Here is a 24,057-nt window from a genome sequence, read left to right as displayed (position 1 = left end):
GGGTGGTGCACCGCGGGGGATCGCAGATGGGGAATTTCCGCTGCCGCAAATTGGTATTGCCAACGCTGGAGCCAGTCGCCACTGGGATCAAACACCAAAAATCGTCCCCGCAGGGGTTTTCTTTTTTGTAATAAATGGGTCACTAGGGTCAAGGCTTGGGGGCCCGCTCCGGCGATCGCCAAATCAATAAACTTTGGCAGGATTCTAGGCTCAGATACCATAGATGGCGAAAATGATTATCGTTATTTTTGATAACAGAACATCCTACGGGTGAATCCGGATTAAAATCAAGGTCGTTGACTATCCTCTGAATCTGAAATCTGATTATGGTTATTGCTAATGCCCTACGTTCGGTTCCAGTCACAGTGCTTACAGGCTATCTAGGGGCGGGTAAAACAACTCTCTTGAATCGCATTCTCACCCACGAACATGGGAAAAAGGTGGCGGTGATTGTCAACGAATTTGGCGAAGTGGGCATCGATAACCAACTGATCATTGATGCCGACGAAGAAATTTTCGAGATGAATAACGGCTGTATCTGCTGTACTGTGCGGGGTGATCTAATCCGCATCATTAGCAACTTAATGAAACGCCGGGACAAATTCGATCACCTTGTCATTGAAACCACCGGATTAGCTGACCCGGCCCCAGTGATTCAGACTTTTTTCGTGGATGACGAGGTACAAACCCAAACCAGCTTAGACGCAGTGGTAACAGTAGTAGATGCCGCCCACATTGCCCAGCATTGGGAAGCGGAAGAAGCTGTAGAGCAAATTGCCTTTGCCGACGTAATCTTGCTTAACAAAACTGACCTGGTTACGGAGGTCGAGTTGCAGGCTCTAGAGGAAAAAATCCGGGCTATGAATGCGATCGCCAAAATTTATCGCACCCGTGATGCCCAGGTGGAAATGGACTCTATCCTTGGTGTGAATGCCTTTGATTTGGGTAATGCTTTAAAAATTGATCCCGAATTTCTCAACGAAACTGCCCACGAACACGATGAAACCGTTCATTCCATTGCTCTAGTGGAACCAGGGGAAGTAGACGGGGATAAACTCAACCGCTGGCTGGGGATCTTGTTGCGAGACCGGGGGCCGGACATTTTCCGCATGAAGGGTATCCTCAATATTGCCGGGGAAGACTGCCGCTTTGTTTTCCAGGGGGTCCACATGTTGTTTGAAGGGCGTCAGGATCGTCCTTGGCGGGACGATGAACTCCGTAAAAATGAGTTGGTCTTCATCGGCAGAAATCTGGAAGCCATGGATTTGGAGCAAAACTTTCGGCAATGTTTGAAATAAGCATTGCCCATAACTTATCCTCTCTCTTCTATGACTAAATCCCTGCTTACCTTGAGTTGGCAAATCCTTCTTGCCGATTATGTAACGGCGATCGCCTGGTCACCCAATGGATCTTTTCTGGCGGTGGCTTCAGCAGCGGGGGAAGTGGTGCTATGGCAAATTAGGGGAAAAAGATTACTAACTTTACGGCAACAGCAGGGATTGTCCGTAGATGTGATCGCCTTTTCCGCCGATGGTCAATTTTTGGCAACGGGGGGCCAGGATGGCACGGTGCGCATTTGGCAGATAGTGGAGGATGGGGCAGTATTACTAACAGAACTGGAAAATAAGCGGACTTGGGTCGATTGCCTGCGGTGGCATCCTCAGCGTCCAGAACTGGCCTTTGCCCTGGGAAAATACACCCAAATATGGGATGGGGGCCTCAAGGCCGTGGTAGCAACGATTAACTTTGAAAAATCGTCGGTGTTGGATATGGCCTGGCATCCCAGCGGCAACTTTTTAGTCCTAGCCGGTAACCAGAGCCTCAAAGTTTGGAAAACAAAAGCCTGGGATGATGATCCACATCTGCGGGATATCAGTGGAGCTAGCGGGGTGATCGCCTTCTCCCTCGATGGGCAGTATTTGGCTTCCGGTAATAATGACCGAACATTGTTGGTTTGGGAATGGGAAAACCTTGACCCCTGGCAAATGCAAGGATTTCCGGGCAAGGTACGGCATTTGGCCTGGTCTATGAAAGCTCCGGACAGCTTACCCCTGTTGGTTTCTAGCAGTGGTAAGAGCATGGTGGCCTGGGTTCAGGCAGAAAATGGTAATTGGGTCGCTCAACCGTTGGATTTACACAATGGGACAATAACGGCGATCGCCTTTAAACCCCGTTCCAACCTATTGGCCTCTGCTTCGGAAGATGGTTTAGTCTGCCTGTGGAAAAAAGCTGCCCATGCCGCCCAAGTTCTGGAAGGAGTAGCCGCCGGATTCTCTACCCTAGCCTGGTCACCCCAAGGGAATCATCTCGCCGCCGGGGGCTGTGGCGGGGAAGTGCTTCTATGGGCAGAGAATATGACTGGCAAAGGGGATGCGTAGGCACAAGGGTTAGAAAGTTTCCTTTGCCTTTTCCATAGACTCTTCATTTTCCAGGGTTTGCAGAACCACTTGGATATCCTCTTCCGTTGCCAATTCTTGAAGATTGGCCCAGCAATGCCCTTCCACCGGGTCATTAAGCCGAGCCTGGTTTTTGCTAAAAAAGGATTTATCGGTAGTGGGGCGGTTACTGGTTAACCTTTGGGAAGTGTAGGGCTGATCCCGGAGTTGTCGCAAGGCACCAATACAAGCCGGACAATCACAGCCAAATAAAGCAACGGCCGCATCACTTTCCGCATAGCTAAAATCGAAGTCAAATTCCTGGGATTGACCGGGATCCTCCGCTGGAATGGGCACATTAGCCGCTGAAGCCATTAAAACTTCTCCGTGGGGCGATCGCCCTAGGGAAATAACCTCTTCTGGCAGGGGACAGGAAGCCAATGGAGATGGCGGATTCTGGCCGGAATAAGCCTCAAATGCCGACCCCTTGGGCAAATCAAAAATCCCCATGGTCGCTATGGACAGGGCAAAGGCCGGCACGGCTAAAAACTTGAGAGAAAAATTACTATTCATCCCACTATGGTTGTTTCACAAACTTAATCTAGGTACTCGCCAGTAACCATTTAAACAGACATTCCCCGATTATGGGGTTGCCGAGCAAGGAGGAACCGTTCGCCACACTACACCAATCCTTTTTTTTCATGGTTACCACTATTTTGCCGATTACCTAGTTTACCAATACCCTTAGGGGCAAGCTTTTGCTAATTACTTAAACTGGTGGGCTAGATTGGATCGATCCTGATGATTTCTAATCACTTGTTTATGCAATTTGCCGATCGTCTCAATTCCTTTGGTGGCAACGTTTTTGCTGATATGGATCTGGCTAAAGCCCAGGCCAGGGCCCAGGGACAAACCATCATTGATCTTTCCCTTGGTTCCTCCGATTTACCTACCCCCGCCCCCATTATTGCCACGATCGCCAAAGCCCTGGAAGACCCTGGCACCCATGGCTACCTATTGCACCAGGGAACCTTACCGTTGAGGAAGGCGATCGCCGTTTGGTATGAAAAGAGATTTGGTTTAGCCATAGATGCCGAAACGGAAGTATTGCCCCTGATTGGCTCCCAGGAAGGCACAGCCCATTTACCCTTGGCGGTGTTGAATCCAGGGGATGTGGCTTTGTTAATGGACCCCGGTTATCCTTCCCACATGGGGGGCGTGTACCTGGCGGGGGGAGAAATTTACCCGATGCCATTGAGGGCGGAAAACCAATTTTTACCGGTTTTTGCCGATATTCCCGGGGTGATTTTAAGCAAAGCCAAAATGATGGTGCTCAGCTATCCCCACAATCCCACCACGGCGATCGCCAGCTTAGAATTTTTCCACACAGCGGTGCAATTTTGTCGTGACCATGACTTAGTTTTAGTACACGATTTTCCCTACATGGATTTAGTTTTTGATGGGAGAGAATTGCCGCCATCAATTTTGCAGACCGATCCCCATAAAACCTGTACCATCGAGTTCTTCACCTTTTCCAAATCCTATAACATGGGAGGATTTCGCATCGGGTTTGCCATCGGTAATGCCCAGTTAATTTCGGCTCTGAAAAAAATTAAAGCGGTGGTGGATTTCAATCAGTATGAAGGCATTCTCCAAGGGGCGATCGCCGCCCTGGAAAGTCCGCCGGCCATTGTGCAGCAAACGGTGGCTATATTTTCCCAACGGCGGGCCACCCTGGTTGACGCTTTAGCTAAAATTGGCTGGGCTGTGCCCCTACCCACGGCCACCATGTACGTCTGGGCTCCATTACCCCCTAGTTGGTCTGGCAATTCCCTGGAATTTTGTCAAAAACTGGTGGCCAAAACCGGCGTCGCCCTTTCCCCAGGATCTGGCTTTGGTCAAGGCGGGGAGGGCTATGTGCGTTTTGCTTTAGTACAGGAACCGACCATTTTAGCCACAGCGGCCGAAAAAATTGGCCAATTTCTTAACCACAACTAGGCTGGGGGGAAACAAAATAAAATTACTGTTCCAGACTTATGGAAGTTTTAGATCATTACCTGGGTAACCTGGTCGGCATTACCAAGTTTTTCCTGGAAAGTTTTTCCGTACTCTGTATTATCCTTGGCTTAATTAAAACTTTGCACATGGTTTGGGCTGCCGATCGCCGTACCATGGGCACCCCGAAATTCTTTAATAGTGTTCGTCTGCAATTCGGTTTGTGGTTAGCCTTGGCACTGGAATTTCAACTGGGGGCAGACATTCTTTCCACCACCATCGCCCCCACCCTAGAAAGCCTGAGCAAGCTGGGGCTGATTGCTGTGATCAGAACCTTCTTGAACTATTTCCTCGGCAAGGAGCTGGAATCGGAGATCAGGATGGAAATGGAGCAACAGGAACGGAGTCATTAATATTTGCCCCATGGCGATCGCCATTCTCTGACTAAACTTTAGTAAAGGTAATTAGTCGTCGCCGCCACCAATACCAATGCCAGTGTTATAAATTTCGGCATTTTGGATATTCATGCCATCAACGGTGGCACCGGTCACGTCCACATCGTAGAGTTTGGCAAAGGCAAAATCAGCCTTGGTCAAATTAGCTTGGTTGAGGGTGGCATTGGTGACCATGGCTCCCCGCAGGTCAGCATTCTGTAGGTTAGCGCCGGTTAGATCGGCCCCTTCCAAATTGGCTTCGTTGAGGTTAGTACCCGCCAGGTTAGCGTTGCGTAAATCGGCCCCGATCAGATGGGCACCGGCTAGGTCCGCCCCGGACAGATCGCAGTTCATACAAGCATTGGTTGCCAACAGTTGCTGTACGTGATCAGCATTCTCGGCGATCGCCGTGCCTCCCCACATCAGGGGACTAGCAAAAATCAGACCAAGGGCAATGAATGGGCTTTTAATCGTTTTCATCATCTTTCTCCTCTCGCTCAGTTAACCTCACGATAAAGGGAAACTGCCCAGGCTGTCTTCACCCAAACGGGCTAATTTCCCTGGGGGATGGGGATTTCCGCCCTTGATCCGGAAGAATTGCCTCTAACTAATAGCAGCCTTGAGCTGGCGACAAAAATCCTCTAGGGATTGCAATCCTTCTGCTGGGGTTTGTTCTGCTAAGCGTTTGACCATGGCACTGCCCACAATTACTGCGTCTGCGCCCCAAGCTTTCACCTGCCGAGCCTGTTCCGGTTGGGAAATGCCAAAGCCGACTCCAATGGGCTTATCGGTTACTTGGCGCATCCCTGCCAACAATGTTTCCACCCTTGATCCTACTGCCGTTCTCACCCCCGTTACCCCCGTCACACTGACTAGGTAAACAAAGCCCTGGGACTTTTTGGCGATCGCCGTCTGTCTTGCTGGGGAACTGGTGGGGGCCACCAATAAAATTAACTCCAAGCCCCGCTCAGCGGTGGCCTCCAACAGGCGATCGGACTCCTCTAAGGGCAAATCCGGTACCACTAAGCCCTTTACGCCAGCGGCCTTAATCTTATCGAGAAAAACCTCGATGCCCTGGTAAAAAATGGGATTGTAGTAGGTGAATAAAATAATTGGCGCCTTAATCTCCCCGTGAACCTGCCGGACAATGTCAAGGACGTCATCCAACTTGACCCCTTTTTGTAAAGCCCTGGTGGCCGCCGCTTGGATAACAGGGCCATCGGCCAGAGGGTCGGAATAGGGCACCCCCAACTCAATTAAATCTGCCCCCGCCCGGTCTAAAACTCGCAACGCCTCGGCTGTGGTGGCTAAATCTGGGTCCCCCGCTGTGAGGAAAGGAATCAAAGCACATTCCCCCCTTTGACGGAGAGCAGTAAAACAAGCGGCAACAGCGTTCATGGGCAGGCGACCAAAAAGACAAAAAAATAAGCAAGCATCAGGGAATGGGACAGTTTCCCCAGACAAACCGGCAGAAAGGATGGCCATCAGCGGTTTGAGCCTCACATATTTTGCCATAGTCCCATGGCCAATCCCTAAAGGATTTTGCCCAACCCTAGCCCACTAGCCGCACCGGCATAACCAGATAGGTCATTTTCAGCCCCCCCAGGGGAGTAAAAATCACTGGCTGATTACCTTCATTGAGTTGCATTTGAATATCATTGCTAGGCAATGCCTTCAGACCGTCCATTAAATATTTGATATTGAAAGCAATTTGCCCACCTTCGCCAATAATTTCTGCTCCCATGGATTCTTCCCCATGGCCCAAGTCCTGGGCTTCCACCGCCAACTGGAGTTGGTTACCGGGGCTTTGGAGGGTGAAAGTGACCAAGTTATTTTTCTGATCCGCCAGCACAGAAACCCTTTCCAAGGAGGTAATTAACCGTTTTCGCTCCATGGTGACAGTGCGGCTAAACTGCCGGGGAATAAGCTGGTCATAGGCGGGATAGGCCCCTTCCAATTTGCGGCTGGTTAACCGTTGATCCCCCAACTCGAAAATTACCTGGGTATCGTTCACCACCAGGGAAACTAAATCACTATTGCCCTGGCTGGCCACCATTCTTTCTAATTCCCGTAGGGCCCGGGCCGGGATGGTGACAGCAAAATCCGCCAAGTCACTGCCAGTAACTACGGCTTCCCCTTCATCATTTTCAATTTGGGTAGGGGCTTCCACCACGGCAAGCCGGTGACCATCGGTGGCAGCAAATTCCAAACTGTCGCTACTACCTTTGATATGCACCCCGGTCAGCACCTGTTTAGTCTCATCGGTACTGGCGGCGAACAAGGCTCCCCGTAGCCCTTCATTGAGGGTTGCCACCGGTAACATTAATGGTTTGACTCCTTCCACGGTGGGTAGGGCAGGAAAATCGTCCGCATCTAGACCCCGAATTTGGAATCGCCCTGATTCTGAGGTGATAGTGGTTAAATAACTATCCCCAGCCCCTTCATCGGGATCGATCGCCAGGCTGATATCTCCGTCCGGCAGGCGGGAAACAATGTCATTGAGTAATTTAGCGGGCAAGGTGATGCGGCCACTCTGTTGCACGTCGGCGGTGAAACTAGTCTGGATACCGAGGCTGAGGTCAAAGGCCGTTAGGCGTAGATAATTTTTATCTGCATCGGCTTCGAGGAGCACATTGCCCAACACAGGATGGGTAGGCCGGGAAGAAACAGCCCGACTGACCAGGGATAGACCACTGCTGAGATCGCTTTGACGACAGATGAGTTTCATATACGCACGGGAAAAGGGGGGAAAGAAACCCTACCATTTTACGGATGTTAGGAAAAGGCTGGTTCAGGGAGAGATTTGCTTAAGGCAAGACCCAGCCCTAGGATTTTTGCGCCATAGCTTTAGGAGAATCACCTTTGTCGGTTAAACCCCGGAAATAAAGACTACCCATGACGCTTAAAAAGATGCCGTAGGCGATCGCCTGGAGGAGGTAAAGATGGTCCCGGTAGCCCGCCAGGGTTTTGAGCACAATGCCGGGAAATTGATTATCCGGTAACCAGGAGGCTAAATTCCACAATTGGGGCCCCAGCAGGCAGGAGTCGCCGGGGACAAAACAGAGATAGTCCAGGCCAAGATTGGTCAAACCCATCATGTTGACGGCCAAATCAAGATTTTTCAGCACACCAATCACTAATCCCCCCACAATAATCAGCAATAAAGTGCCCATTACCTGGAAGAAAAGCTTCAGGTTTAGTTTGACCCCAACACGGAAAATTAATAGGGCCATGGCCACCGCCGTAGCAATGCCGGCCAACGCCGCTCCGATCGCCGCCGGATTAGCCATATTTTGTTGGGCCGCAAGGAATAGGACCATTTCAAAGCCTTCCCGTACCACCGCAATGAACACTACCACGGCAATGGCCCTGCCTCCCCCTTCCTCGGCCAAGGCCTGGTCAATTTGTCCTTGGATTTCCCCCCGGATGGAACGGGCCTGTTTAGTCATCCAGAGCAACATCCAACTCAGCATGCCCACGGCGATCGCCCCCAAAAGAGCGGCCAAAAGAGCTTTGAGGATGGGAGTGTAGGGCCCCGGCAGACGATCTACCCCTTGGAGTACGCCCGCCAGTAGGCAACCCACCAACACACTGGCCACTACCCCAGCACTAATGCCCCGGTAAACCCAGCCTTTCAGGTATAATTGCTGGGCCTGGGCCAAACAAGCCAACACAATGCCCACCACCAAGGACGCTTCCAACGCTTCCCGCAGGGTGATAACGAAAATGGGTAAACCGGCGGCAAAATCCATCTTGATTAACGGGTTAGGGGGACTGGGGGACAGCTAGTTTCAGCTTGGTTAAGTTGGTCGGCAAAACCCTAATTTTTCCCCTCCATAGCCCCAGGAGGGGAGACTCCGATCCCATTGGCCCCCAACTGGGAAGCTGGGATAGTTTAGTCAACGGCATCTTAGGGGAATGACAGTCGGGCCCTATGTGCCGAGGTAGGCGGTGAGGGCTTCCTGGACAATTTGATTCATGGGGCAGTTATCCCGCTCAGACCGGGCCTTAAGCTGGGCATACATTTCATCAGACAGGCTAACCCGCCGTTGATTTTTGCGGTTTTTGTTGCCCTTGGTCGGCATAGTGTAACCCTGGCTAAATTCCCGTAGGGCAGGGAAACCAACCCGATGGCAAAAGTCCCCAAAACTCTCCTTAGCTTTGCGACTCTGTTTGAAGAAGACAAATAGGGGCTCAAAAAAGCTTTCTAGCTGTTCCAGGGGCATTTTTTCTGTGTAGGCAGCGGCCAAATGTTCCTGATGGGGACTTCCCCCCAGCCACACTTGGTAACTGTTGGGGGCACTGCCGACAAAGCCAATTTCCGCCATGTAGGGCCGGGCGCAGCCGTTGGGGCAACCGGTCATCCTGGTGACAATGCTCTCGTTGGGTAAATCTAGACTGTTTAACAGGTCCCGCAGGCGGGCATTGACGCTGGGCATAATCCTTTCCGACTCGGTGACTGCTAGGCCACAGGTGGGCAAGGCCGGGCAAGCCATGGAGTAACGCACCAGGGTATCGATCGCCTCCGGGTCGGTAACTACACCGTGCTGTTGGAAAATTTGCTCGATCGCCGTTTTATCCTGGGGATTAATTTCGTAGAGCAGAATGTTGTGGTTAGCGGTGAGGCGTAGGGGCAGTTGGAACTCATCCACCACTTTCCTTAGGGCGGTTTTCAGTTGGAAGTCCCCTTCATCTTTAATGCGGCCATTTTCCACCGAGAGACCGAAAAAGAGTTTGCCATCCCCCTGTTCATGCCAACCGAGGTAATCTTGGTAACGCCAGGCCGGGAGGGGCTTAAAGGATTGCAGGGGTTTACCCATGTAGGTTTCCACCTGTTTACGGAATTTTTCCACCCCCCAGTCCGCCAACAGATATTTCATCCGGGCATGGCGGCGGTTATGGCGATCGCCGTAATCCCGTTGGGTGGCCACAATGGCCTTCACTAGGTCGTAAACGTCATCTTTGCCCACATAACCAATGGGGTCAGCGGCCCGGGCAAAGGTTTCCTCCTTATTGTGGGTGCGGCCCAAACCACCACCGGCTAGCACATTGAAGCCCCGTAGCTCCCCATGGCGATCGGTGATTACCACCAAACTAATGTCGTGGGTGTAAACGTCAATGGAGTTGTCCCCCGGCACCGTGACGCTAATTTTAAATTTGCGGGGCATGAACTGTTGCCCGTAGATGGGTTCTTTGGGGTCATCCAGGTTGGTACCGTGGAGATTTTTTTGCCGAGCCGCCTTCACCTCCGGCGCTTCTTCCCCACTAATAACTTTTTCTCCGTCGAGCCAAATTTCGTAATAGGCACCGCTCTGGGGACTGAGCAAATCCGCCACCTTATTGGCGTAATCCCAGGCATAGCCATATTCGGGTTTATCCCGGAACGGAGCCGCCGGAGCCATCACGTTACGGTTAATATCCCCACAGGCCCCCAGGGTGGAGCCCAAATTATTTACCACGGTGGCGATCGCCATTTTCAGGTCTTTTTTGATAATGCCGTGGATTTGTAAACCTTGCCTGGTGGTCACCCGGAGAGTCTGGTTACCATGGGTTTTGGACAGATCATCCAGGGCGGTGTAGAGTTGGGCCGGAATTAATCCCCCCGGATTACGGGTGCGGAGCATAAACTGATAATCCTTTTCCTGGCCCTTAACCCGATTATCCCGATTGTCCTGCTGGTAGGAACCGTGGAATTTCAAAATTTGGACAGCATCATCCGTAAAATAATTCGCATTATTCAACAGTTCGGTGGCCAGGGGTTCCCGTAAATAATTGCTTCTTTCCTTGATGCCTTCAACCTTGGATGGTTTACGGGGGGCGGCGGTGGGGGTGGTTACCATTAACTCTCTCTATGTAATCGACGGGAAAATCGTCCGTGGTTAATCCACAGAAAACCCTATTTTAACTTTAATAGTGGGCGAGAGATATCATTCCCTTGGTCAAGCGGCGATCGCCAAATAGTTTTCTCTCCCCAAATTTGAGAACAGCAAAACCGATTAAGTTTCAGCCAAATAGCTTAATATTGACCCCAATCAACGGACTTTCTCTCCCTTGGACCCCAAGTTACTGCCCCTCGCCCTCCTCTCCACCAAATGTTAAAAATTCTGCAAAAACTGCTCATCGGTGCTCTCACATTTTTCCCCACCATAGCCCTGGCCGGGGTGCCCAACGGCACTTGGTTATCCCAGCCCCAAATCCGTTTCTACGCCAATCGAAACGCCCTAGATCAGGTAATGAGGGATATTCAAAGCCAGGGTTACCGCCTCGTCTTCCTGGATTTTCGGGGGGTAGCGGACGATGTACAGGAACAAGTTAGTCAACAAGCCCGCAACCATAATCTTATTCCCATTGCCTGGATCCAATCCCCCCAACTCCGTTCCCTCACCATCGGCCAAATTATCGAAGAAGCCCGCCACACCGATGGTTTACAGGTGGATGATCATTTCTTTGCCAACTACTCTGCCAGGGATTTTGAATACCTCGCTAATCAGTACAAAAAATTTATTTTTTGCTCCATCCAACCATTCCAAAAGAATCTTGTGCCCCGCTATGGTTGTAACCAAATTGATGTGCAATGTTATACTTCCCCCACATTTAAGCAATGTCTTAATTTGGCCAACCAACTTAATGCTGTGGTCAGTCTTTACGAAAAAGATACCTTCAAATACCGGACCCAAATAGGAGGCAAGAACTTTAATGTTTTCCTTTGGCCTTACATCAACCAACGAATTTCCGACACGAGCAACTTTCGCTAACCCAAACGCCGCCATAATAATGCGATCTGAGGCTGGGAAGCGTTCCCATGGGGGTTGTAATTGTTAGAGGCTCTTAACCATGAATATCCGGGATATTGGTGCTTTTTTGGTCGCCACTGTGATGTTAGGACAAGGGGGGTCAGTGGTGGCGGAGGTCCATTGGATTGTTAGGCCTTTGGTTGACTCAGCCAATAACACCGTTAGTTGCCTGGGCCTGTACCAAAACTATTCCCATCAGTTAACCAAAGACCAACTGATTTTATTTATTCCTGGGGAATTTGAGCAAATCGAACTAGAGGTTAGTTACGGTGACGCAAAGCCAACCCTATCTTTGACCGTGGGGGAAAAATCCACTTTTGGGGTGGTGATTACGGGGGAAATTTTTGCGGAATTACTCCAAGCAGAGCAGTTAACCATTAAAGGGCATCAAGCGAGTCCCACCACCAGGGAATCTGGTGCCGAGTTAATTATCGAGAGTCTCAATTTAGCGGGCATGGCGGAAGCAGTGGCTGTATTGCAAGGGGAAACCTGTGCCACGGGGGAAATTTATCAGTTGTTTAAAATTCATTCAAAGAGTTACTTAAAGCGGGGGAAATTTGATTTTTGTAAAAGTTCAAACTCTGGCTAGTACGTTTTCCCTTGGTCGTTTTGTCGGTCAATTCTTGTCCTTGAGGGTCACTGGCTAGAGAATCTGCCACATCATCAAGGATTGCGTAAAATCCGGAGGGATAGAAACCAATAAGAAAGCTAGACCGTACACAGAGGGTTTTCTCTAAATCATTAACCCGGCTTCCTCTTTCCAACAGAGTTTGATCTTCCGACACTCCCTTCGGCAAATACGCGACGGTACTTGGTCGGAAAATCACCAAAGGGATATGTGCATGGTGAAGAAATAGTGATTTCTCCGTACATTGGTTAATCACCTAGGATTATTCGACCACATTTTCCCCCTCCAGGGTGACCAATAACGGCATAATATTTTCCTCCAAGCGACCCATGCGAATTAGATCGGCATAGGTTTCCGCTTCGATGTCCAACACCGTCTGGTCAAACTTTTTGTTGGCCACTTCCTGCAATAGGGGATATTCCTGTAAAAGCAGTTTGAGTTTGTCGGTGACGCTTTGCAACTGGCCTTGGACTAATTCCTGCTTATAACGCAACCGTTCTGGATCAATGTCAGGAAATTCATCGGATTTTTGTATTTCCGCCAACACCCGCCGTAGGGCAATTTGTCGGGATACTAGCTCTGCATACTCCAACCGTTGGGGTTGATCGCCAATCAAATCCAAGCCTTTGAGCACAAATTGGGTGGTTAGTCCTTGCACCAATAGGGTGAACAGCACCACACCAAACACAATGTCGATGATGGCCTGTCTCTCGGCGATCGCCTGGGGCACACTCAAGGCCACGGCAATGGCCACAGACCCCCGTAACCCCCCCCACCACAGTACGGTTTGCTCCTGGAGGGTAATGTGGGTACTGCTAATTTGATCACTCACCTTGTTGCTAATAAGGCTCAGACCAAAAACGCTCACTAAGCGAGTCACCACCACTGCGGCAATGGCAATCAAAATCAGATTGAGGTGATCCGAAAGACTGCTTAGGCCAATTTGATCACCAATGAGCAGGAAGATAATGGAATTCACAAAGAAGGCAACAAATTCCCAAAAAATACTGACAATCAACCTGGTGCGGGGATTCATGCCAATGCGGGAGCCGTAGTTGCCCAACACCATGCCCACCACCACCACACCAATTACCCCCGACCCCCCCAGGTTTTCCGCCAGAATATAGGCACCATAGGCCGACACTAGGGTAAGGGATTGCTCCACAAAGGGCAGGTCAAATCGTTGGGTCAACAGGGATAAACTAAAACCAATCAGCAGGCCACAGCCCACCCCAATGCCGATCACTGTGACAAATCGAGCTAGGGTAGTGGACAAATCAAAAGTGCTAGTGCCCAGGGGAATGCCCACCAAAATAAGGAAGACCACCACCGCCACGCCGTCGTTAAACAGGCTTTCCCCCTCCATTAGGGTATTTAATTTTTTGCTAGCTCCCAACTCTTTAAACAGGGCAATTACCGATACCGGATCCGTGGCTGAAAGGGCCGCCGCTGCCAAAAAGGCGATCGCCAACTCCATGCCCCCCCAGTAGGAAAGGGGAAAGGCAATGCCCACCACACAGATGACCACCCCCAAGGTGGCAAAGAGAATAATGGGAAACCAATTTTCTTTGAGATTGCGCCACTGCAAATTCCACGCCGCTTCAAACAAGAGGGGCGGCAGAAAAATTTCCATGATCAATTCCGGCGACAGATTAATCAGTTTCACATCCACAAAGGCTAGGGCCATGCCCACAATTACCAACAGCAGGGTGTAGGGAATTCTCCGCAGAATTGGCACCGTCTTGGACAGGGTCGCAATACTTAGGGAAACCGAGAGCACAATTAGAAATTGCTCTAGGTTATAGGAAATCGAGAGGGATTCGTTGACCGCTGTATCCACGGTTTAGGCTCCTTTCTGGCTGAAATCTCCCCCATTATGGGGCCACTCCGGTCTGGGGGCAAAGTAAACCCTAGAGTTTGGGCCAATCCATGGCCGCCTCAGCAGATTTTTTCCGAGGCAAAAGTCCATTGATCCGGGGAATAACCAAAAAATAAACCCAGATGACCGTCCATTAATTCCAATTCACCAGACTAAGCTTGTCAAAATCATTGGTTTTATTCTATCATCAGTTATCTGATAACAATCTCAGGTCTATGCAAGTGAAGATCATGGCCATTAGTTTATCCCAGTTATTGACTCCAGTGCGGCCTAGACCAAAGCCCGGCCAGGACTGGCAACCAAAAAATTACTGAAATTTAGCTTCAGTTCCAGTCTGGGTTTAAAAAAATTTTAATCCGCCTCCTCAAATTGTCCCTCCCCATCTAATCACCATCTTCATCAAGGACATGCAAGCAACCTTACACCAACTAAAAGTTTTTGAAGCCACCGCTAGACATGGCAGTTTCACCAGGGCAGCAGAGGAACTTTACATTACCCAGCCCACCGTTTCTAGCCAAATTAAACAGTTATCTAAAACCGTAGGGCTTCCCCTGTTTGAGCAGATTGGCAAACGACTCTACCTGACGGAAGCGGGACAGGAACTGCTGGTCACTTGTCAAGATATTTTTCGTCGCCTAGATAACTTTGCCATGAAGGTGGCAGACATCAAGGGTACAAAACAGGGGCGTTTACGCTTGGCGGTAATTACCACGGCCAAATATTTTATTCCCCGTTTACTGGGGGAATTTATCCAAAAATACCCGGGCATTGAAGTGTCCCTCAAGGTGACTAACCATGAGCAGATTCGTCACCGGATGCAAAATAATGAAGATGATTTGTACATTGTTAGTGAGCCGCCGGAAGAAATTGACCTTAATTACCAGCCTTTTTTAGATAATCCTTTGGTGGTCATTGCCCGTCGGGACCATCCCCTAGCGGGAAAAAGCAATATCCCCATTACGGCTTTAAATGATGAAGCGTTCATTATGCGGGAAAAGGGTTCTGGTACTCGTTTAGCAGTGCAAAATCTGTTCCACCGCCACTATGTTGATGTGCGGGTGCGGTTGGAATTGGGCAGTAATGAAGCGATTAAACAGGCGATCGCCGGGGGCATGGGCATTTCTGTGTTATCCCAACATACCCTGGTGTCCGAGGGAGCCCGCAGTGAGCTGGCCATTTTGGACATTGATGAATTCCCCATTAAACGCCGTTGGTACGTGGCTAACCTGGCGGGCAAACAACTGTCGGTCATTACCCAAACCTTTTTGGACTATCTCACGGCAGTTACCAAAAATATGCCGCCCCCATTTGCGGAGCAGTTAACGGCATCGAAATCCGTGGTGGAAATTTCCTAGTCCCTAGCCCATGGCTGCTTAGGAACAGTAGGTCAAGGCTAACTCAGTTGATTTGAGTACGGCCTTGGCGATGGTTATTTGGCCTCGTTTCGCTTCTTTGTGCTAGCTGAAAGTTATTCCTGACGCAGAAGTAGTTCACTACTTTGGGATTGATTGCCCTGGGTGGCGGTCATTCTTACCCGATAAACGGTGCCCGAATCTCGATTAAATTGGGGAAGATAAACAATAAATCGCCCTGTTTGATCAGCCCGCACAGTGGATTGAAAAATAGTTTGGGAAAAATTTAACACTCCGATCACATTGCGGAAAGTTTCCAAGTTGACTTCCACATTGGCATCGGGGAGGGTTTGACCCATTAAATTATCCGGTAAACGAATCACATCGTTATCGTTAAAGTTAGTGATTTCGGGCCGCAGAACGTAACCGACATTGCCGGGATCGTAGGGATAGCTTGGATTATCGATATTAATGGCGATCGCCTGATTGAATTGTCGACTAACGGAGTTTTGTCCGGAACGACTCAGGAAGACCAGCGGTCTGGCGTTAATTTGTCGGTCATTACGACCAATGCGGTAACTAGTTTCGTAAATGCCAGACTGTACCTCATTCATAGTGACAGAACGATTCTGATTCAGCCCCTCCAATTCAAAACTGGCATTGGCCCCTGGGCTACCATAGACCCGGATTAGCAAGTCGTCCCCTTCCCGTAAAGGCTGGCGGGGATTGCTATTGGTTTCAATCCGTTCGATTACCAAACTGCTTAGGGGGGTGGGCGTAGGGCTTGGCGTTGGGGCACTGGGGTTATTAAGGCCGATATTAATGGGAGCAAAGCTGCCGTCCCCTAACTTAACTAAAGTTTGATAGACTAATCCGGCCACTTCCCCCCTGGTGGCCAAATTATTGGGATTAATTTGGTTGGTATTGGGAAAATTAACAATGATGCCCGCATTGGCCGCCCTCGCCACACTATCCAGAGCCCATTCTGGCACTGCTTGGCGATCGCCGTAGACATTTAAGCCACTGGGGTTGGCATTGGTATTATTTCCCAAAGCTTTGGCCAAAATTACTAAAGCTTGGGCCCTAGTAATCCTTTCTTCAGGGCGAAAACTACCGTCGGGAAATCCCGTTACTAAACCGGAACTACTCACTGCTAAAATTGCCGGCGCCGCCCAATAGTTACTAGGCACATCCCGAAAATTACGGGTGCTATTGCCAGGGGATAAATTAAAAGCTTTAACGGCGATCGCCGCAAATTGAGCCCTCGTAATTTGGGCATTGGGTTGAAAGGATCCATCGGGAAAACCACCAATAATGCCCCGTTCAGCCAGGGTTGTAACATATTGTCCCCCCCAATAACCCTGTAAATCTCCAAAACTGGAGGACTGGGCCAAAACCCTCGGAATAATTGGAATAAATGCCAAAGCAATTAAACCGGAGCTAAGCAAGGTACGATTTAAAAAAATCATAATTACCTCGTAAAATAATTCAATATTTAAGAAAAATTGATTTTGAACTAGAAATTAATAAATAGACTAGCTAAAATTTACCTGGAAAAAATCAGAACACTATAGGGGCCAATGGAAACCAAACCATGCCAAGGAAAATTGTCATATCCTCCAGATTCAGCCCTGGTGTCAGTACTGGGAAAATTGCCAAAAATATTGCTATAGCCCTGCCAATCACTGTTAAAACGTAACGCCCAAAATCCCTCCGCCGGCAAGCCCAATATATAGTTATAACGGGGTTCATTGGCAAAATTGGCCACCACTACCACATCATCCTTTTCTCCCCCTTGTTCCCAACGGTGAAAGGCAATCATTTTTTGGTTTTCATTGAGATGAAAAACCTGGGTAAATTGCCCAGATAACCCCCTACTAAAACCATCTAAATTACGCCGTAAACGAATTAAATCTCGGTAGAGTCTTACAATGCCAAAAAATTCATGCCGCTGTTCCCAATCCACCGGCACGGTGTCGCGGAACCAACCCGATTCTAAAAATTCTTGGCCCTGGAATAACATCGGAATACCAGGAGCAGTGAAAATCATTGCAGCCGCTAGGGTAGAACGCTTTTGGGCATACCAGTCTTTGGGATTATTCGGGCTAATTTCCTGGGGAACCCGGGCTTGGCCATTGGCAACTTCATCGTGGGATTCACTGTAAATGACTCGATCAAAAGCATCATCGTTATAGCGGTAGGTAATGGCATCACCAACTGCATGTAATGAACGTTGTTCATCCACCGTAGTAATTACCGCCCGTCGAATGGGGTGAACAAACATGGGATCCCATTGACAACCAAATCCTGCTCCCCCTGCACCAATATCCTTAGTTACCCATTTATTATTCTGTAGGTCTTCTGCAATGGTAATTTTGCCGGGAAAACGTTGGCTAATTTCTAAATTAATCCGCTGTAAAAGACTCCAACCATCGGGTAAATTACGATCTTCAAAACCATTAACGGTGCGAATGAATTGGGTACAATCAAAACGTAAACCGTCAATGTGATATTCTCCTAACCACATCAAAATATTATCGACAATATATTGCCGCACTTCCTCTCGGCCATAATCCGGTCTGGTTTCGCCCCAGGGAGTATGGGAACGGTCATCGTTGTAGAAATAAATACCTCCCCGATCGCCTTCTGACCAACCATCAAACTGCCAAAGATCAAGGTCACTGGGGCCAAAATGATTGTAAACCACATCTAAAATAACCGCGATGCCATGGCTATGGGCTTGCTTAATAAATTGTTTAAAAGCCAAAGGGCCACCATAGGCTTTTTCCACAGAAAAAATATGGGCGGGATTATAACCCCAAGATCTTTCCCCCGCAAATTCCCCAATGGGCATCACTTGAATAGCATTAATACCCAATTTTTTTAAGTAAGCCAGTCGGGCAGAAATAGAAGAAAATTTTCCAGAGGTATCGTCATTATTTTGATCATTAAAGGTGCCGACATGCAATTCATAAATTATCAATTCATTCCAGGGAGCTATGGCAAAATCATCCCCCTGCCAATCAAAACTAGGATCATGGACAACGGCATTGCCAACAGAATGGGTTACTTCCCTGGCATAGGGGTCAATGCGTTCGATTTGTTTCCCGGGCGTTGCAATTAGGTATTTATATTCAGCACCTGCTTGAAGTTGGGGAATGTCCAAATACCAAAATCCGTTTGATTCCGATGCCATGGGACTTGCACCCCCATTCCAATTGTTAAAGGATCCAATTACAGAAACTCGATCTGCATTGGGAGCCCAGACCCGAAAAGCAACACCATTGGGATGTAAAATTGATCCCATTCCCTTAATTTTTATGTTGGTTATCATGACAATCTACCCTTAATTGATCACTCAATCATTAACTGTAATATTCATAATTAAGTCATCAATATATTGCTTAAGAAATTAGGCGAATTTCAACTAACACTAGAGACAATCCATAGCAGACTAAACAATACGGCGATCGCCCCTAGCCCCAAGAGTATTAATCGTTCACGGCTTTGTTTAACTCCGGTAACAGGGGGTTCCACAGAGTAATTATTAAGAACACCGGCCTCATCTTGAACATAACCAGAACCTAAATCAGACTCAACAGGTACCTCCAAGGGTACTCCAGAGGGAATTAGTTCACTGCCATTACTGTGGTGAGTAACTTGGGGAATTTTACTAGGAAAGGACATGCTAAAAGCTCCAAAAACTATTGATCAAAGATAAACATGAAAAAGATAATTATTAGCCAATACGACCTCTCAAAAATAAATTATAAATAATGCCAATTAAAACCAACACTAGGAGGAGGTGAATTAAACTCCCTCCAATATTAATAGAGAAACCTAATATCCAAAGAATAAAAAGGATAACAACAGCAGTCCACACAAGGTCAAACATATTTACCTCCAAGAATAATTAATTAAAGTAAAATTTGTCGTATTTGCGGAGCAAGGCATTATATGTAGTTTCCCGCTTATAACCAACAAATATATCAAAAGTCAATTTCTTTTCAATTAAGATTTTACGGTATCTTTGAGAAGGAAATGTCATAAAGATTAAACCAAAAATTAAAATTATTTGTCAAAATACTTCAATCAATATCGATATTATTAGATGTAATATGGATCGAAGTATTATTGTCTAATCAAGATATTTCCTAGACCAAGAGTTTGTCAGCTATTTAGCGAAAGACATCTTTTATATCCTCAGCTAAATTGCGAGCTTGACTTTCTGCTTGTTTGGCTTTACCCATCATTTTATCCTGGGTATTATCGGTTATATTGCCTTTCATTTCCTGGGCTTTACCCTCAAGATTTTTGGCAACAGCTTTGGCTCGTCCTTTCAATTCTGTGCTGTCTTTAACATCTTCGGCGGCATTCATCGCTTGGCTTTGCACTTGTTTGGCTTTACCCATCATTTGATTTTTAGGATCGCCGGTAAGATTACCGATCGCCTCTTGGGCTTTGCCTTCCACATCTTTAGACATAGCATCAATGCGATTCATGATGGCAATTTGGGGTTGGGGAGAATGCATTAATTGGTTAATGGGCATGGTAGCCCAGGACTTTTCAGCACCAAAACTAAAAATGACAATAATTAACAAAATTGCAGTCAGGCTTAACCGATAAAAAAAGCGATGGATTTGTTGCAAGGAAATCATAAAAAACTCCAAAATGATGTTTAGATAATTAATCAGGTCTGAAAAATTGATGGGTTTTAGCTAAGATTAATGAGCTTAACTATTGGTAATGGAACGATCCGCAGCAGGACTACTGGTAGTAGTAGTGGAAACTGTCGTCACTGTACGATTGGGGGTGTTGTAAACATACCAACCATTGATGCCGTGTTTATCAAGAATTGATTCAGCAAAAGTAATGTCAGAATTGGTGCCTTCCACCATGATTAAATAGTTCCCTAGGCTAATTTGATCACTATAAATTTTTGCCCGATCTTCAGGAATGCCAACCCCCACTAAGGCTCCCACTAATCCCCCCGTAATGCTGCCCAACACTCCCCCAGAAACCATGCCGGCGATCGCCATTGCTGAAGTTCCCGCTAGTATCAGTGGCCCTACACCAGGGATAATCAAACCCCCCAGACCCACCAGTAAGCCGGCAAATCCCCCCACCGTCACTCCGGCGATCGCCCCGTCTACTGCTTTTTCCCCCGCTTGATTATTCTGGGATTCTAAATTACCGAGGCTAACTAAACGATTGCTGGTGTTGGCTCCGGCCATTTCAGTGCGTTGATGAATATCTAGACCAACCACGGAAACTAGATCCATAGCAAAGTTATTAAGCCTTAATTCTCTTAAAGCTGTTTCAGTGACTTCATAGTTAGGAAAAGTACCAACGGCATGTTGCTGTGACATAATTATTTCTCTTGAAATGTAGGGAAAATAATCATCAAGAAACCAACCTTACTCAGCTTCTCGATGATCTATCACACTTTTTTATGGCGTGTTTAACTGACGATCAATTTAGTACCAACTCAAAATTCAGAGGCTATAGCAAGTAGTTAATCAATTGCTTTTTTAACTGCATCCTTAGCATCTTCAACGGAGTGATCAATACTAGCTTCCACTTGTTTGGCTTTGCCTGCCGCTTGGTTTTGTGTATCTCCGGTTAGGTTACCAATGCCTTCTTGGACTTTACCTTCAATATTCTTAGCGGTGGCTTTGGCCTTATCTTTCAAACCCATAACGTACTCCTAAAATTAAGAAATGAAATGGAAACGGCCAGAAACTATTTTTGCTAAATTTAGCGAATAATTTCCGTCCCTGCTCCAACTGTAGAAAATGCCTGGTGGATTTTTGGGTGGATTTGTTTGAATACGATATAAATCTTTAAAAACAACAGACTCTTGGATTTACTCAACCACCATTAATCAAACAATTTGCCACTAACATAGCTCCCCCTGGTCATTTATGCCCCAAATCAGCAAAATCTCGGGAAACTTGAAACAGAATCCCCCCATACTGGCAAGAATAGGGAGAAACCGAAAGCTAATTGGAAGAAATTTTTAGGGTAACTTCTACATTAATTGTCTTAACACCTTCCATCGACCGCACCAAGGGCTGGATTTGCTCCAATTGCCCTGGAGTGGTTACCGTACCGCTTATTTTTACATTGCCTTGATTGACATCAACTAACAGTTGACTATTGGAAAATTGCTCATTAAGCTTCTGAACAATATCCTCCTTTAGTTGTACATCAGTTTTGTTTAGACTGGAGACAGTGTTAGGAATTGGGGTGTTAGGGGATAGCACCACTGGAGGCATGGAAGCCATTGGTTTGGGGGCAATGGGTTTTACTTCGGAAGGAGAGGGCCGGGCTGGAGCTTCAACTGCGATGGTAGCTGGTTTTACTGGTTGAACTGTTTGAGTCACCTTGGGGATTACTTGAGGAGCGATGGTTGCGGCCGGTTGAGCTGCCTTAGATGGGGTTGTAATTGTTTGATTGAAATCCTGGGGTTCCAATTTAGCTGACTGGGCAGGAGTAATGTTGGTAACGGATTTTTCTACCAGCGTCGGAGACAAACTAGGTACGGGTTTAGTTTCATAAATAGGCATAGTCACCACCGTCATAGGGCTAGGACTATTTACTTGGAATAGATAGTAAGCCATGGTAGCAGTTATGCCAACAAGGCCGGCAATAATCAAGCCAACTAATAGATCCATGGAAATCTTCTTGTCTGCAACTTCCTGCTGTTTTAATTGCACACTTTGTTGGTGATGTTCCACCAAAGCTCCATCAACATAACCGTTTTGATAGATTTTAGCTTGCTGATTAGGATCTTTAGCTTCTGTATAGATTTTTCCTAAGGAGTCTCGATATTCTATGCGAATAACTCCCTCAGCATCTTGGTATTCTCGCTGAACAACCCAGTTGGATCTGTCACTGTCTTTAGTATTAAACATTTCATTTATTTGTTAACCTTAATCGGACTAATTCAAGTATGGCAGTTGCTCGTATTAAATACCGTTCTTTGAAAGGTTTTATTTGATTGAATAGCAATTCTCATTCGTTTTTAAACTCCAAATAATTGTTAACTACCTCGCCATTCGCGATCTTCCAGTTCTTTTTGGGATAGCAACATGGTTGTCTCGATTTCTTGTCGAATTGCCGGTGTTACTTCAGATTTACTATTCAAGCAGTCAATTAATAGTTGGTTGGCTTCATAATATTTTGCCAAAATTATCTCCTGATCTGGGCTAAAATTCCATTGGTGGTGAATATTACGGAAATTAGCGATCGCCTTTTTTAACTGAGCTAGCCAGGCAATATAATGGTCTTCCCACCATTGATCTAAAGTTTCCCTACTGTTACTATCCGGCGGTATTTGTGCCCGTAACTGTTGTAAGGATTTGTAAAAACCAGCATCTAAAACCATTACTAAAATATTACCTAGAGCTAAATTGCAAACTTTGGTCTGGGCTAGTTCTTGATCGTTTTGGATCGTGCATTCTAGAAGTAAATTTTCCAATGCCGCATCTAAAAACATTCCCTGGTCTAAGGTACAAGCCAAAGCAAAATGGGCCGTAGCCTGGGGAGTTTTTGCCATGGCTAAATAAAATGCTCTTTTGGTAACAAGCTGGGTTTGATCGGAAATTTGTTGAGATTTTTGACTCCCCCACTGCAAAAAATCCTGCAGGTATGGATCCTCAGCGACCAAAGCGTCAATTTTTTGTTTCATTAACTGCACTAAGGAGTCCGCACTTCTTAACATGGCCATGGTCAACAAAAATACTTCTCGCCAATGGGCATCTGTTACATGATTGACTAAACCTTCTAAGGATTTTTCTAATGCTCTCAGATTGTAATCTGCCACAATTGTCCGAGCTGTTAAATATTCCTGAAAAGCTAAGTAAGAAAAAGAAAAGATCCCCCTACCCCGTTCGATTAACAAACCATGCTGAGCTTCGATTGCCTTTAAGATAGCCTCACTTTCAAACTGTAACTCCTCTGGTTCTAGATTTTCCCCTGGTAAATTTTGCAGATAATCACCAATATAATTTTCGATGACACTTTGTTCAAAAAAATATTGTTCTTGCTCAAAGGTAATATAGGCTAACTTACTTAGTAGTTTAATTTTTTGGGGCAATAAAAAGCCTCGATAAATGCTATCTCTAGCCACGCCCTTGGCTTCATCCCATTTACCCAAAAGTAAATCCAGTCCTTGTTTATAAAACTCTGTCCGCTTGATGGGAAATTTACCCTGATTTTGAAAAACCCAACAGGCTAAATGCAAAAATAGGGGAGTAACGACCAACTGTCGAAACTGCCAGTTTTCCGGTAGGTCTAACTTTTCGATGAATTGATTTGATTGATTTTTCCCCATCGACGAGGTTGTTTTCGTAAGGGCCACAAACCATTTTTGAGCAAAGGTTGTTATTTGTTCTTGGGTAAAGGGGGCAATTTCCACATCGGTAAAACCTTGTAACTGCAACTTTTGGGCAGCGGTACGACAGGAGACGGCACTGTCCTTTTAAGGAGTGAAGTGGCAAAAGCCTCTACAGGTAAGTATTTCTGCAATTTCGACAGGGCGGTCAATGAAGCCCATGGCCATAGCCGGAGTGGTATTTTTTCCCAGACTTCCATGA

At 47.2% G+C, this 24,057-nt stretch carries 24 protein-coding genes; 7 read left to right on the top strand and 17 right to left on the bottom strand.

The genetic code is table 11. From position 1 onward, the window contains the following. The coding region (locus IQ217_RS16475; protein ID WP_194020779.1) for a Rossmann-fold NAD(P)-binding domain-containing protein at positions 1–221 on the bottom strand (221 nt) is incomplete at its 3' end. Between the two features lie 105 nt (positions 222–326). On the opposite strand from IQ217_RS16475, the gene IQ217_RS16470 reads away from it, so the two are divergent. Continuing rightward, positions 327–1,298, top strand: coding sequence for a CobW family GTP-binding protein (locus tag IQ217_RS16470; protein ID WP_194020778.1), 972 nt, complete (start codon positions 327–329; stop codon positions 1,296–1,298). A 30-nt stretch (positions 1,299–1,328) separates the two neighbouring features. Further along, positions 1,329–2,378, top strand: coding sequence for a WD40 repeat domain-containing protein (locus tag IQ217_RS16465; protein ID WP_194020777.1), 1,050 nt, complete (start codon positions 1,329–1,331; stop codon positions 2,376–2,378). Between the two features lie 9 nt (positions 2,379–2,387). Here IQ217_RS16465 and IQ217_RS16460 read toward each other — a convergent pair whose 3' ends face one another. Continuing rightward, a complete protein-coding gene (locus IQ217_RS16460; protein ID WP_194020781.1) occupies positions 2,388–2,948 on the bottom strand; it encodes a hypothetical protein in 561 nt (186 codons plus the stop codon). A 249-nt stretch (positions 2,949–3,197) separates the two neighbouring features. Between IQ217_RS16460 and IQ217_RS16455 the strand changes: the two genes are divergently transcribed. Both IQ217_RS16455 and IQ217_RS16450 read left to right on the top strand, forming a co-directional pair. Next, on the top strand, positions 3,198–4,373 hold the full coding sequence (locus tag IQ217_RS16455; protein WP_190599133.1) for an LL-diaminopimelate aminotransferase: 1,176 nt from the start codon (positions 3,198–3,200) through the stop codon (positions 4,371–4,373). Positions 4,374–4,411: 38 nt separating this feature from the next. Further along, positions 4,412–4,783 (top strand): DUF1622 domain-containing protein, encoded by a 372-nt coding sequence (locus IQ217_RS16450; RefSeq protein WP_190599134.1) that lies wholly within the window; start codon positions 4,412–4,414, stop codon positions 4,781–4,783. A 51-nt stretch (positions 4,784–4,834) separates the two neighbouring features. Here the strand turns inward: IQ217_RS16450 and IQ217_RS16445 are convergent, their stop codons facing one another. The 5 genes from IQ217_RS16445 to sir all read right to left on the bottom strand — a co-directional run bounded on the left by IQ217_RS16445 (position 4,835) and on the right by sir (position 10,644). Then, positions 4,835–5,284, bottom strand: coding sequence for a pentapeptide repeat-containing protein (locus tag IQ217_RS16445; protein ID WP_228016961.1), 450 nt, complete (start codon positions 5,282–5,284; stop codon positions 4,835–4,837). A gap of 123 nt (positions 5,285–5,407) precedes the next feature. Beyond that, positions 5,408–6,202 carry a tryptophan synthase subunit alpha gene (trpA, locus tag IQ217_RS16440; RefSeq protein WP_190599136.1) on the bottom strand — a complete coding sequence of 265 codons (795 nt, stop codon included), beginning with the start codon at positions 6,200–6,202 and terminating at the stop codon, positions 5,408–5,410. A gap of 154 nt (positions 6,203–6,356) precedes the next feature. After that, complete coding sequence (gene dnaN, locus IQ217_RS16435; RefSeq protein WP_190599137.1) at positions 6,357–7,532, bottom strand: DNA polymerase III subunit beta; 1,176 nt, start codon at positions 7,530–7,532, stop codon at positions 6,357–6,359. A 97-nt stretch (positions 7,533–7,629) separates the two neighbouring features. After that, positions 7,630–8,556 carry an EfeU/Ftr1 family ferrous iron transporter subunit gene (locus tag IQ217_RS16430; RefSeq protein WP_194020776.1) on the bottom strand — a complete coding sequence of 309 codons (927 nt, stop codon included), beginning with the start codon at positions 8,554–8,556 and terminating at the stop codon, positions 7,630–7,632. Positions 8,557–8,736: 180 nt separating this feature from the next. Then, positions 8,737–10,644 (bottom strand): sulfite reductase, ferredoxin dependent, encoded by a 1,908-nt coding sequence (gene sir, locus IQ217_RS16425; RefSeq protein WP_194020775.1) that lies wholly within the window; start codon positions 10,642–10,644, stop codon positions 8,737–8,739. A gap of 252 nt (positions 10,645–10,896) precedes the next feature. Between sir and IQ217_RS16420 the strand changes: the two genes are divergently transcribed. Together IQ217_RS16420 and IQ217_RS16415 are read left to right on the top strand one after the other, a co-directional pair. After that, on the top strand, positions 10,897–11,559 hold the full coding sequence (locus IQ217_RS16420; RefSeq protein ID WP_194020774.1) for a hypothetical protein: 663 nt from the start codon (positions 10,897–10,899) through the stop codon (positions 11,557–11,559). Between the two features lie 79 nt (positions 11,560–11,638). Continuing rightward, complete coding sequence (locus IQ217_RS16415) at positions 11,639–12,187, top strand: hypothetical protein (protein ID WP_194020773.1); 549 nt, start codon at positions 11,639–11,641, stop codon at positions 12,185–12,187. 301 nt (positions 12,188–12,488) lie between these two features. On the opposite strand, the gene IQ217_RS16410 is transcribed toward IQ217_RS16415, so the two are convergent. Next, positions 12,489–14,066 (bottom strand): Na+/H+ antiporter, encoded by a 1,578-nt coding sequence (locus IQ217_RS16410; RefSeq protein ID WP_190599144.1) that lies wholly within the window; start codon positions 14,064–14,066, stop codon positions 12,489–12,491. A 446-nt stretch (positions 14,067–14,512) separates the two neighbouring features. Here IQ217_RS16410 and IQ217_RS16405 point away from each other — a divergent pair, with 446 nt between their 5' ends. Beyond that, on the top strand, positions 14,513–15,460 hold the full coding sequence (locus IQ217_RS16405) for a LysR family transcriptional regulator (RefSeq protein ID WP_190599145.1): 948 nt from the start codon (positions 14,513–14,515) through the stop codon (positions 15,458–15,460). Positions 15,461–15,573: 113 nt separating this feature from the next. Here IQ217_RS16405 and IQ217_RS16400 read toward each other — a convergent pair whose 3' ends face one another. The 9 genes from IQ217_RS16400 to IQ217_RS16360 form a co-directional block, all read right to left on the bottom strand. Next, positions 15,574–16,926, bottom strand: a complete 1,353-nt coding sequence (locus IQ217_RS16400) for an S-layer homology domain-containing protein (protein ID WP_194020772.1) — start codon at positions 16,924–16,926, stop codon at positions 15,574–15,576. Between the two features lie 77 nt (positions 16,927–17,003). Further along, positions 17,004–18,764 (bottom strand): alpha-amylase family glycosyl hydrolase, encoded by a 1,761-nt coding sequence (locus tag IQ217_RS16395; RefSeq protein ID WP_194020780.1) that lies wholly within the window; start codon positions 18,762–18,764, stop codon positions 17,004–17,006. Between the two features lie 116 nt (positions 18,765–18,880). Continuing rightward, positions 18,881–19,144: a hypothetical protein gene (locus IQ217_RS16390; protein ID WP_190599148.1), complete on the bottom strand. Its 264-nt coding sequence runs from the start codon at positions 19,142–19,144 to the stop codon at positions 18,881–18,883. Positions 19,145–19,196: 52 nt separating this feature from the next. Next, on the bottom strand, positions 19,197–19,352 hold the full coding sequence (locus IQ217_RS16385; protein WP_190599149.1) for a lmo0937 family membrane protein: 156 nt from the start codon (positions 19,350–19,352) through the stop codon (positions 19,197–19,199). Positions 19,353–19,635: 283 nt separating this feature from the next. After that, positions 19,636–20,115, bottom strand: coding sequence for a CsbD family protein (locus IQ217_RS16380; RefSeq protein ID WP_194020771.1), 480 nt, complete (start codon positions 20,113–20,115; stop codon positions 19,636–19,638). Between the two features lie 75 nt (positions 20,116–20,190). Beyond that, positions 20,191–20,826 carry a signal transduction histidine kinase (STHK), LytS gene (locus IQ217_RS16375; protein ID WP_199309792.1) on the bottom strand — a complete coding sequence of 212 codons (636 nt, stop codon included), beginning with the start codon at positions 20,824–20,826 and terminating at the stop codon, positions 20,191–20,193. Positions 20,827–20,972: 146 nt separating this feature from the next. After that, on the bottom strand, positions 20,973–21,155 hold the full coding sequence (locus tag IQ217_RS16370) for a CsbD family protein (RefSeq protein WP_190599151.1): 183 nt from the start codon (positions 21,153–21,155) through the stop codon (positions 20,973–20,975). A 304-nt stretch (positions 21,156–21,459) separates the two neighbouring features. After that, entirely contained in the window at positions 21,460–22,374 is a 915-nt protein-coding gene (locus IQ217_RS16365; protein ID WP_194020770.1) for a BON domain-containing protein, read from the bottom strand. A gap of 128 nt (positions 22,375–22,502) precedes the next feature. Further along, the gene (locus IQ217_RS16360; RefSeq protein WP_228024171.1) at positions 22,503–23,903 is read right to left on the bottom strand and encodes an NACHT domain-containing protein; all 1,401 of its coding nucleotides are present in this window, start codon (positions 23,901–23,903) and stop codon (positions 22,503–22,505) included. Between the last annotated feature and the right edge of the window lie 154 nt (positions 23,904–24,057).

This window comes from Synechocystis salina LEGE 00031, assembly GCF_015207985.1.
GTDB lineage: Bacteria > Cyanobacteriota > Cyanobacteriia > Cyanobacteriales > Microcystaceae > Synechocystis > Synechocystis salina.
The sequence above is the reverse complement of the archived record's forward strand: the minus strand, read 5'-3'. Positions and strand labels throughout refer to the sequence as shown.

Bases quoted from the DNA above. Each gene is read 5' to 3' on its own strand.
- IQ217_RS16470 (WP_194020778.1), top strand. From the start codon at position 327: ATGGTTATTGCTAATGCCCTACGTTCGGTTCCAGTCACAGTGCTTACA.
- IQ217_RS16465 (WP_194020777.1), top strand. From the start codon at position 1,329: ATGACTAAATCCCTGCTTACCTTGAGTTGGCAAATCCTTCTTGCCGAT.
- IQ217_RS16460 (WP_194020781.1), bottom strand. From the start codon at position 2,948: ATGAATAGTAATTTTTCTCTCAAGTTTTTAGCCGTGCCGGCCTTTGCC.
- IQ217_RS16455 (WP_190599133.1), top strand. From the start codon at position 3,198: ATGCAATTTGCCGATCGTCTCAATTCCTTTGGTGGCAACGTTTTTGCT.
- IQ217_RS16450 (WP_190599134.1), top strand. From the start codon at position 4,412: ATGGAAGTTTTAGATCATTACCTGGGTAACCTGGTCGGCATTACCAAG.
- IQ217_RS16445 (WP_228016961.1), bottom strand. From the start codon at position 5,284: ATGAAAACGATTAAAAGCCCATTCATTGCCCTTGGTCTGATTTTTGCT.
- trpA (WP_190599136.1), bottom strand. From the start codon at position 6,202: ATGAACGCTGTTGCCGCTTGTTTTACTGCTCTCCGTCAAAGGGGGGAA.
- dnaN (WP_190599137.1), bottom strand. From the start codon at position 7,532: ATGAAACTCATCTGTCGTCAAAGCGATCTCAGCAGTGGTCTATCCCTG.
- IQ217_RS16430 (WP_194020776.1), bottom strand. From the start codon at position 8,556: ATGGATTTTGCCGCCGGTTTACCCATTTTCGTTATCACCCTGCGGGAA.
- sir (WP_194020775.1), bottom strand. From the start codon at position 10,644: ATGGTAACCACCCCCACCGCCGCCCCCCGTAAACCATCCAAGGTTGAA.
- IQ217_RS16420 (WP_194020774.1), top strand. From the start codon at position 10,897: ATGTTAAAAATTCTGCAAAAACTGCTCATCGGTGCTCTCACATTTTTC.
- IQ217_RS16415 (WP_194020773.1), top strand. From the start codon at position 11,639: ATGAATATCCGGGATATTGGTGCTTTTTTGGTCGCCACTGTGATGTTA.
- IQ217_RS16405 (WP_190599145.1), top strand. From the start codon at position 14,513: ATGCAAGCAACCTTACACCAACTAAAAGTTTTTGAAGCCACCGCTAGA.
- IQ217_RS16400 (WP_194020772.1), bottom strand. From the start codon at position 16,926: ATGATTTTTTTAAATCGTACCTTGCTTAGCTCCGGTTTAATTGCTTTG.
- IQ217_RS16395 (WP_194020780.1), bottom strand. From the start codon at position 18,764: ATGGGATCAATTTTACATCCCAATGGTGTTGCTTTTCGGGTCTGGGCT.
- IQ217_RS16390 (WP_190599148.1), bottom strand. From the start codon at position 19,144: ATGTCCTTTCCTAGTAAAATTCCCCAAGTTACTCACCACAGTAATGGC.
- IQ217_RS16385 (WP_190599149.1), bottom strand. From the start codon at position 19,352: ATGTTTGACCTTGTGTGGACTGCTGTTGTTATCCTTTTTATTCTTTGG.
- IQ217_RS16380 (WP_194020771.1), bottom strand. From the start codon at position 20,115: ATGATTTCCTTGCAACAAATCCATCGCTTTTTTTATCGGTTAAGCCTG.
- IQ217_RS16375 (WP_199309792.1), bottom strand. From the start codon at position 20,826: ATGTCACAGCAACATGCCGTTGGTACTTTTCCTAACTATGAAGTCACT.
- IQ217_RS16370 (WP_190599151.1), bottom strand. From the start codon at position 21,155: ATGGGTTTGAAAGATAAGGCCAAAGCCACCGCTAAGAATATTGAAGGT.
- IQ217_RS16365 (WP_194020770.1), bottom strand. From the start codon at position 22,374: ATGTTTAATACTAAAGACAGTGACAGATCCAACTGGGTTGTTCAGCGA.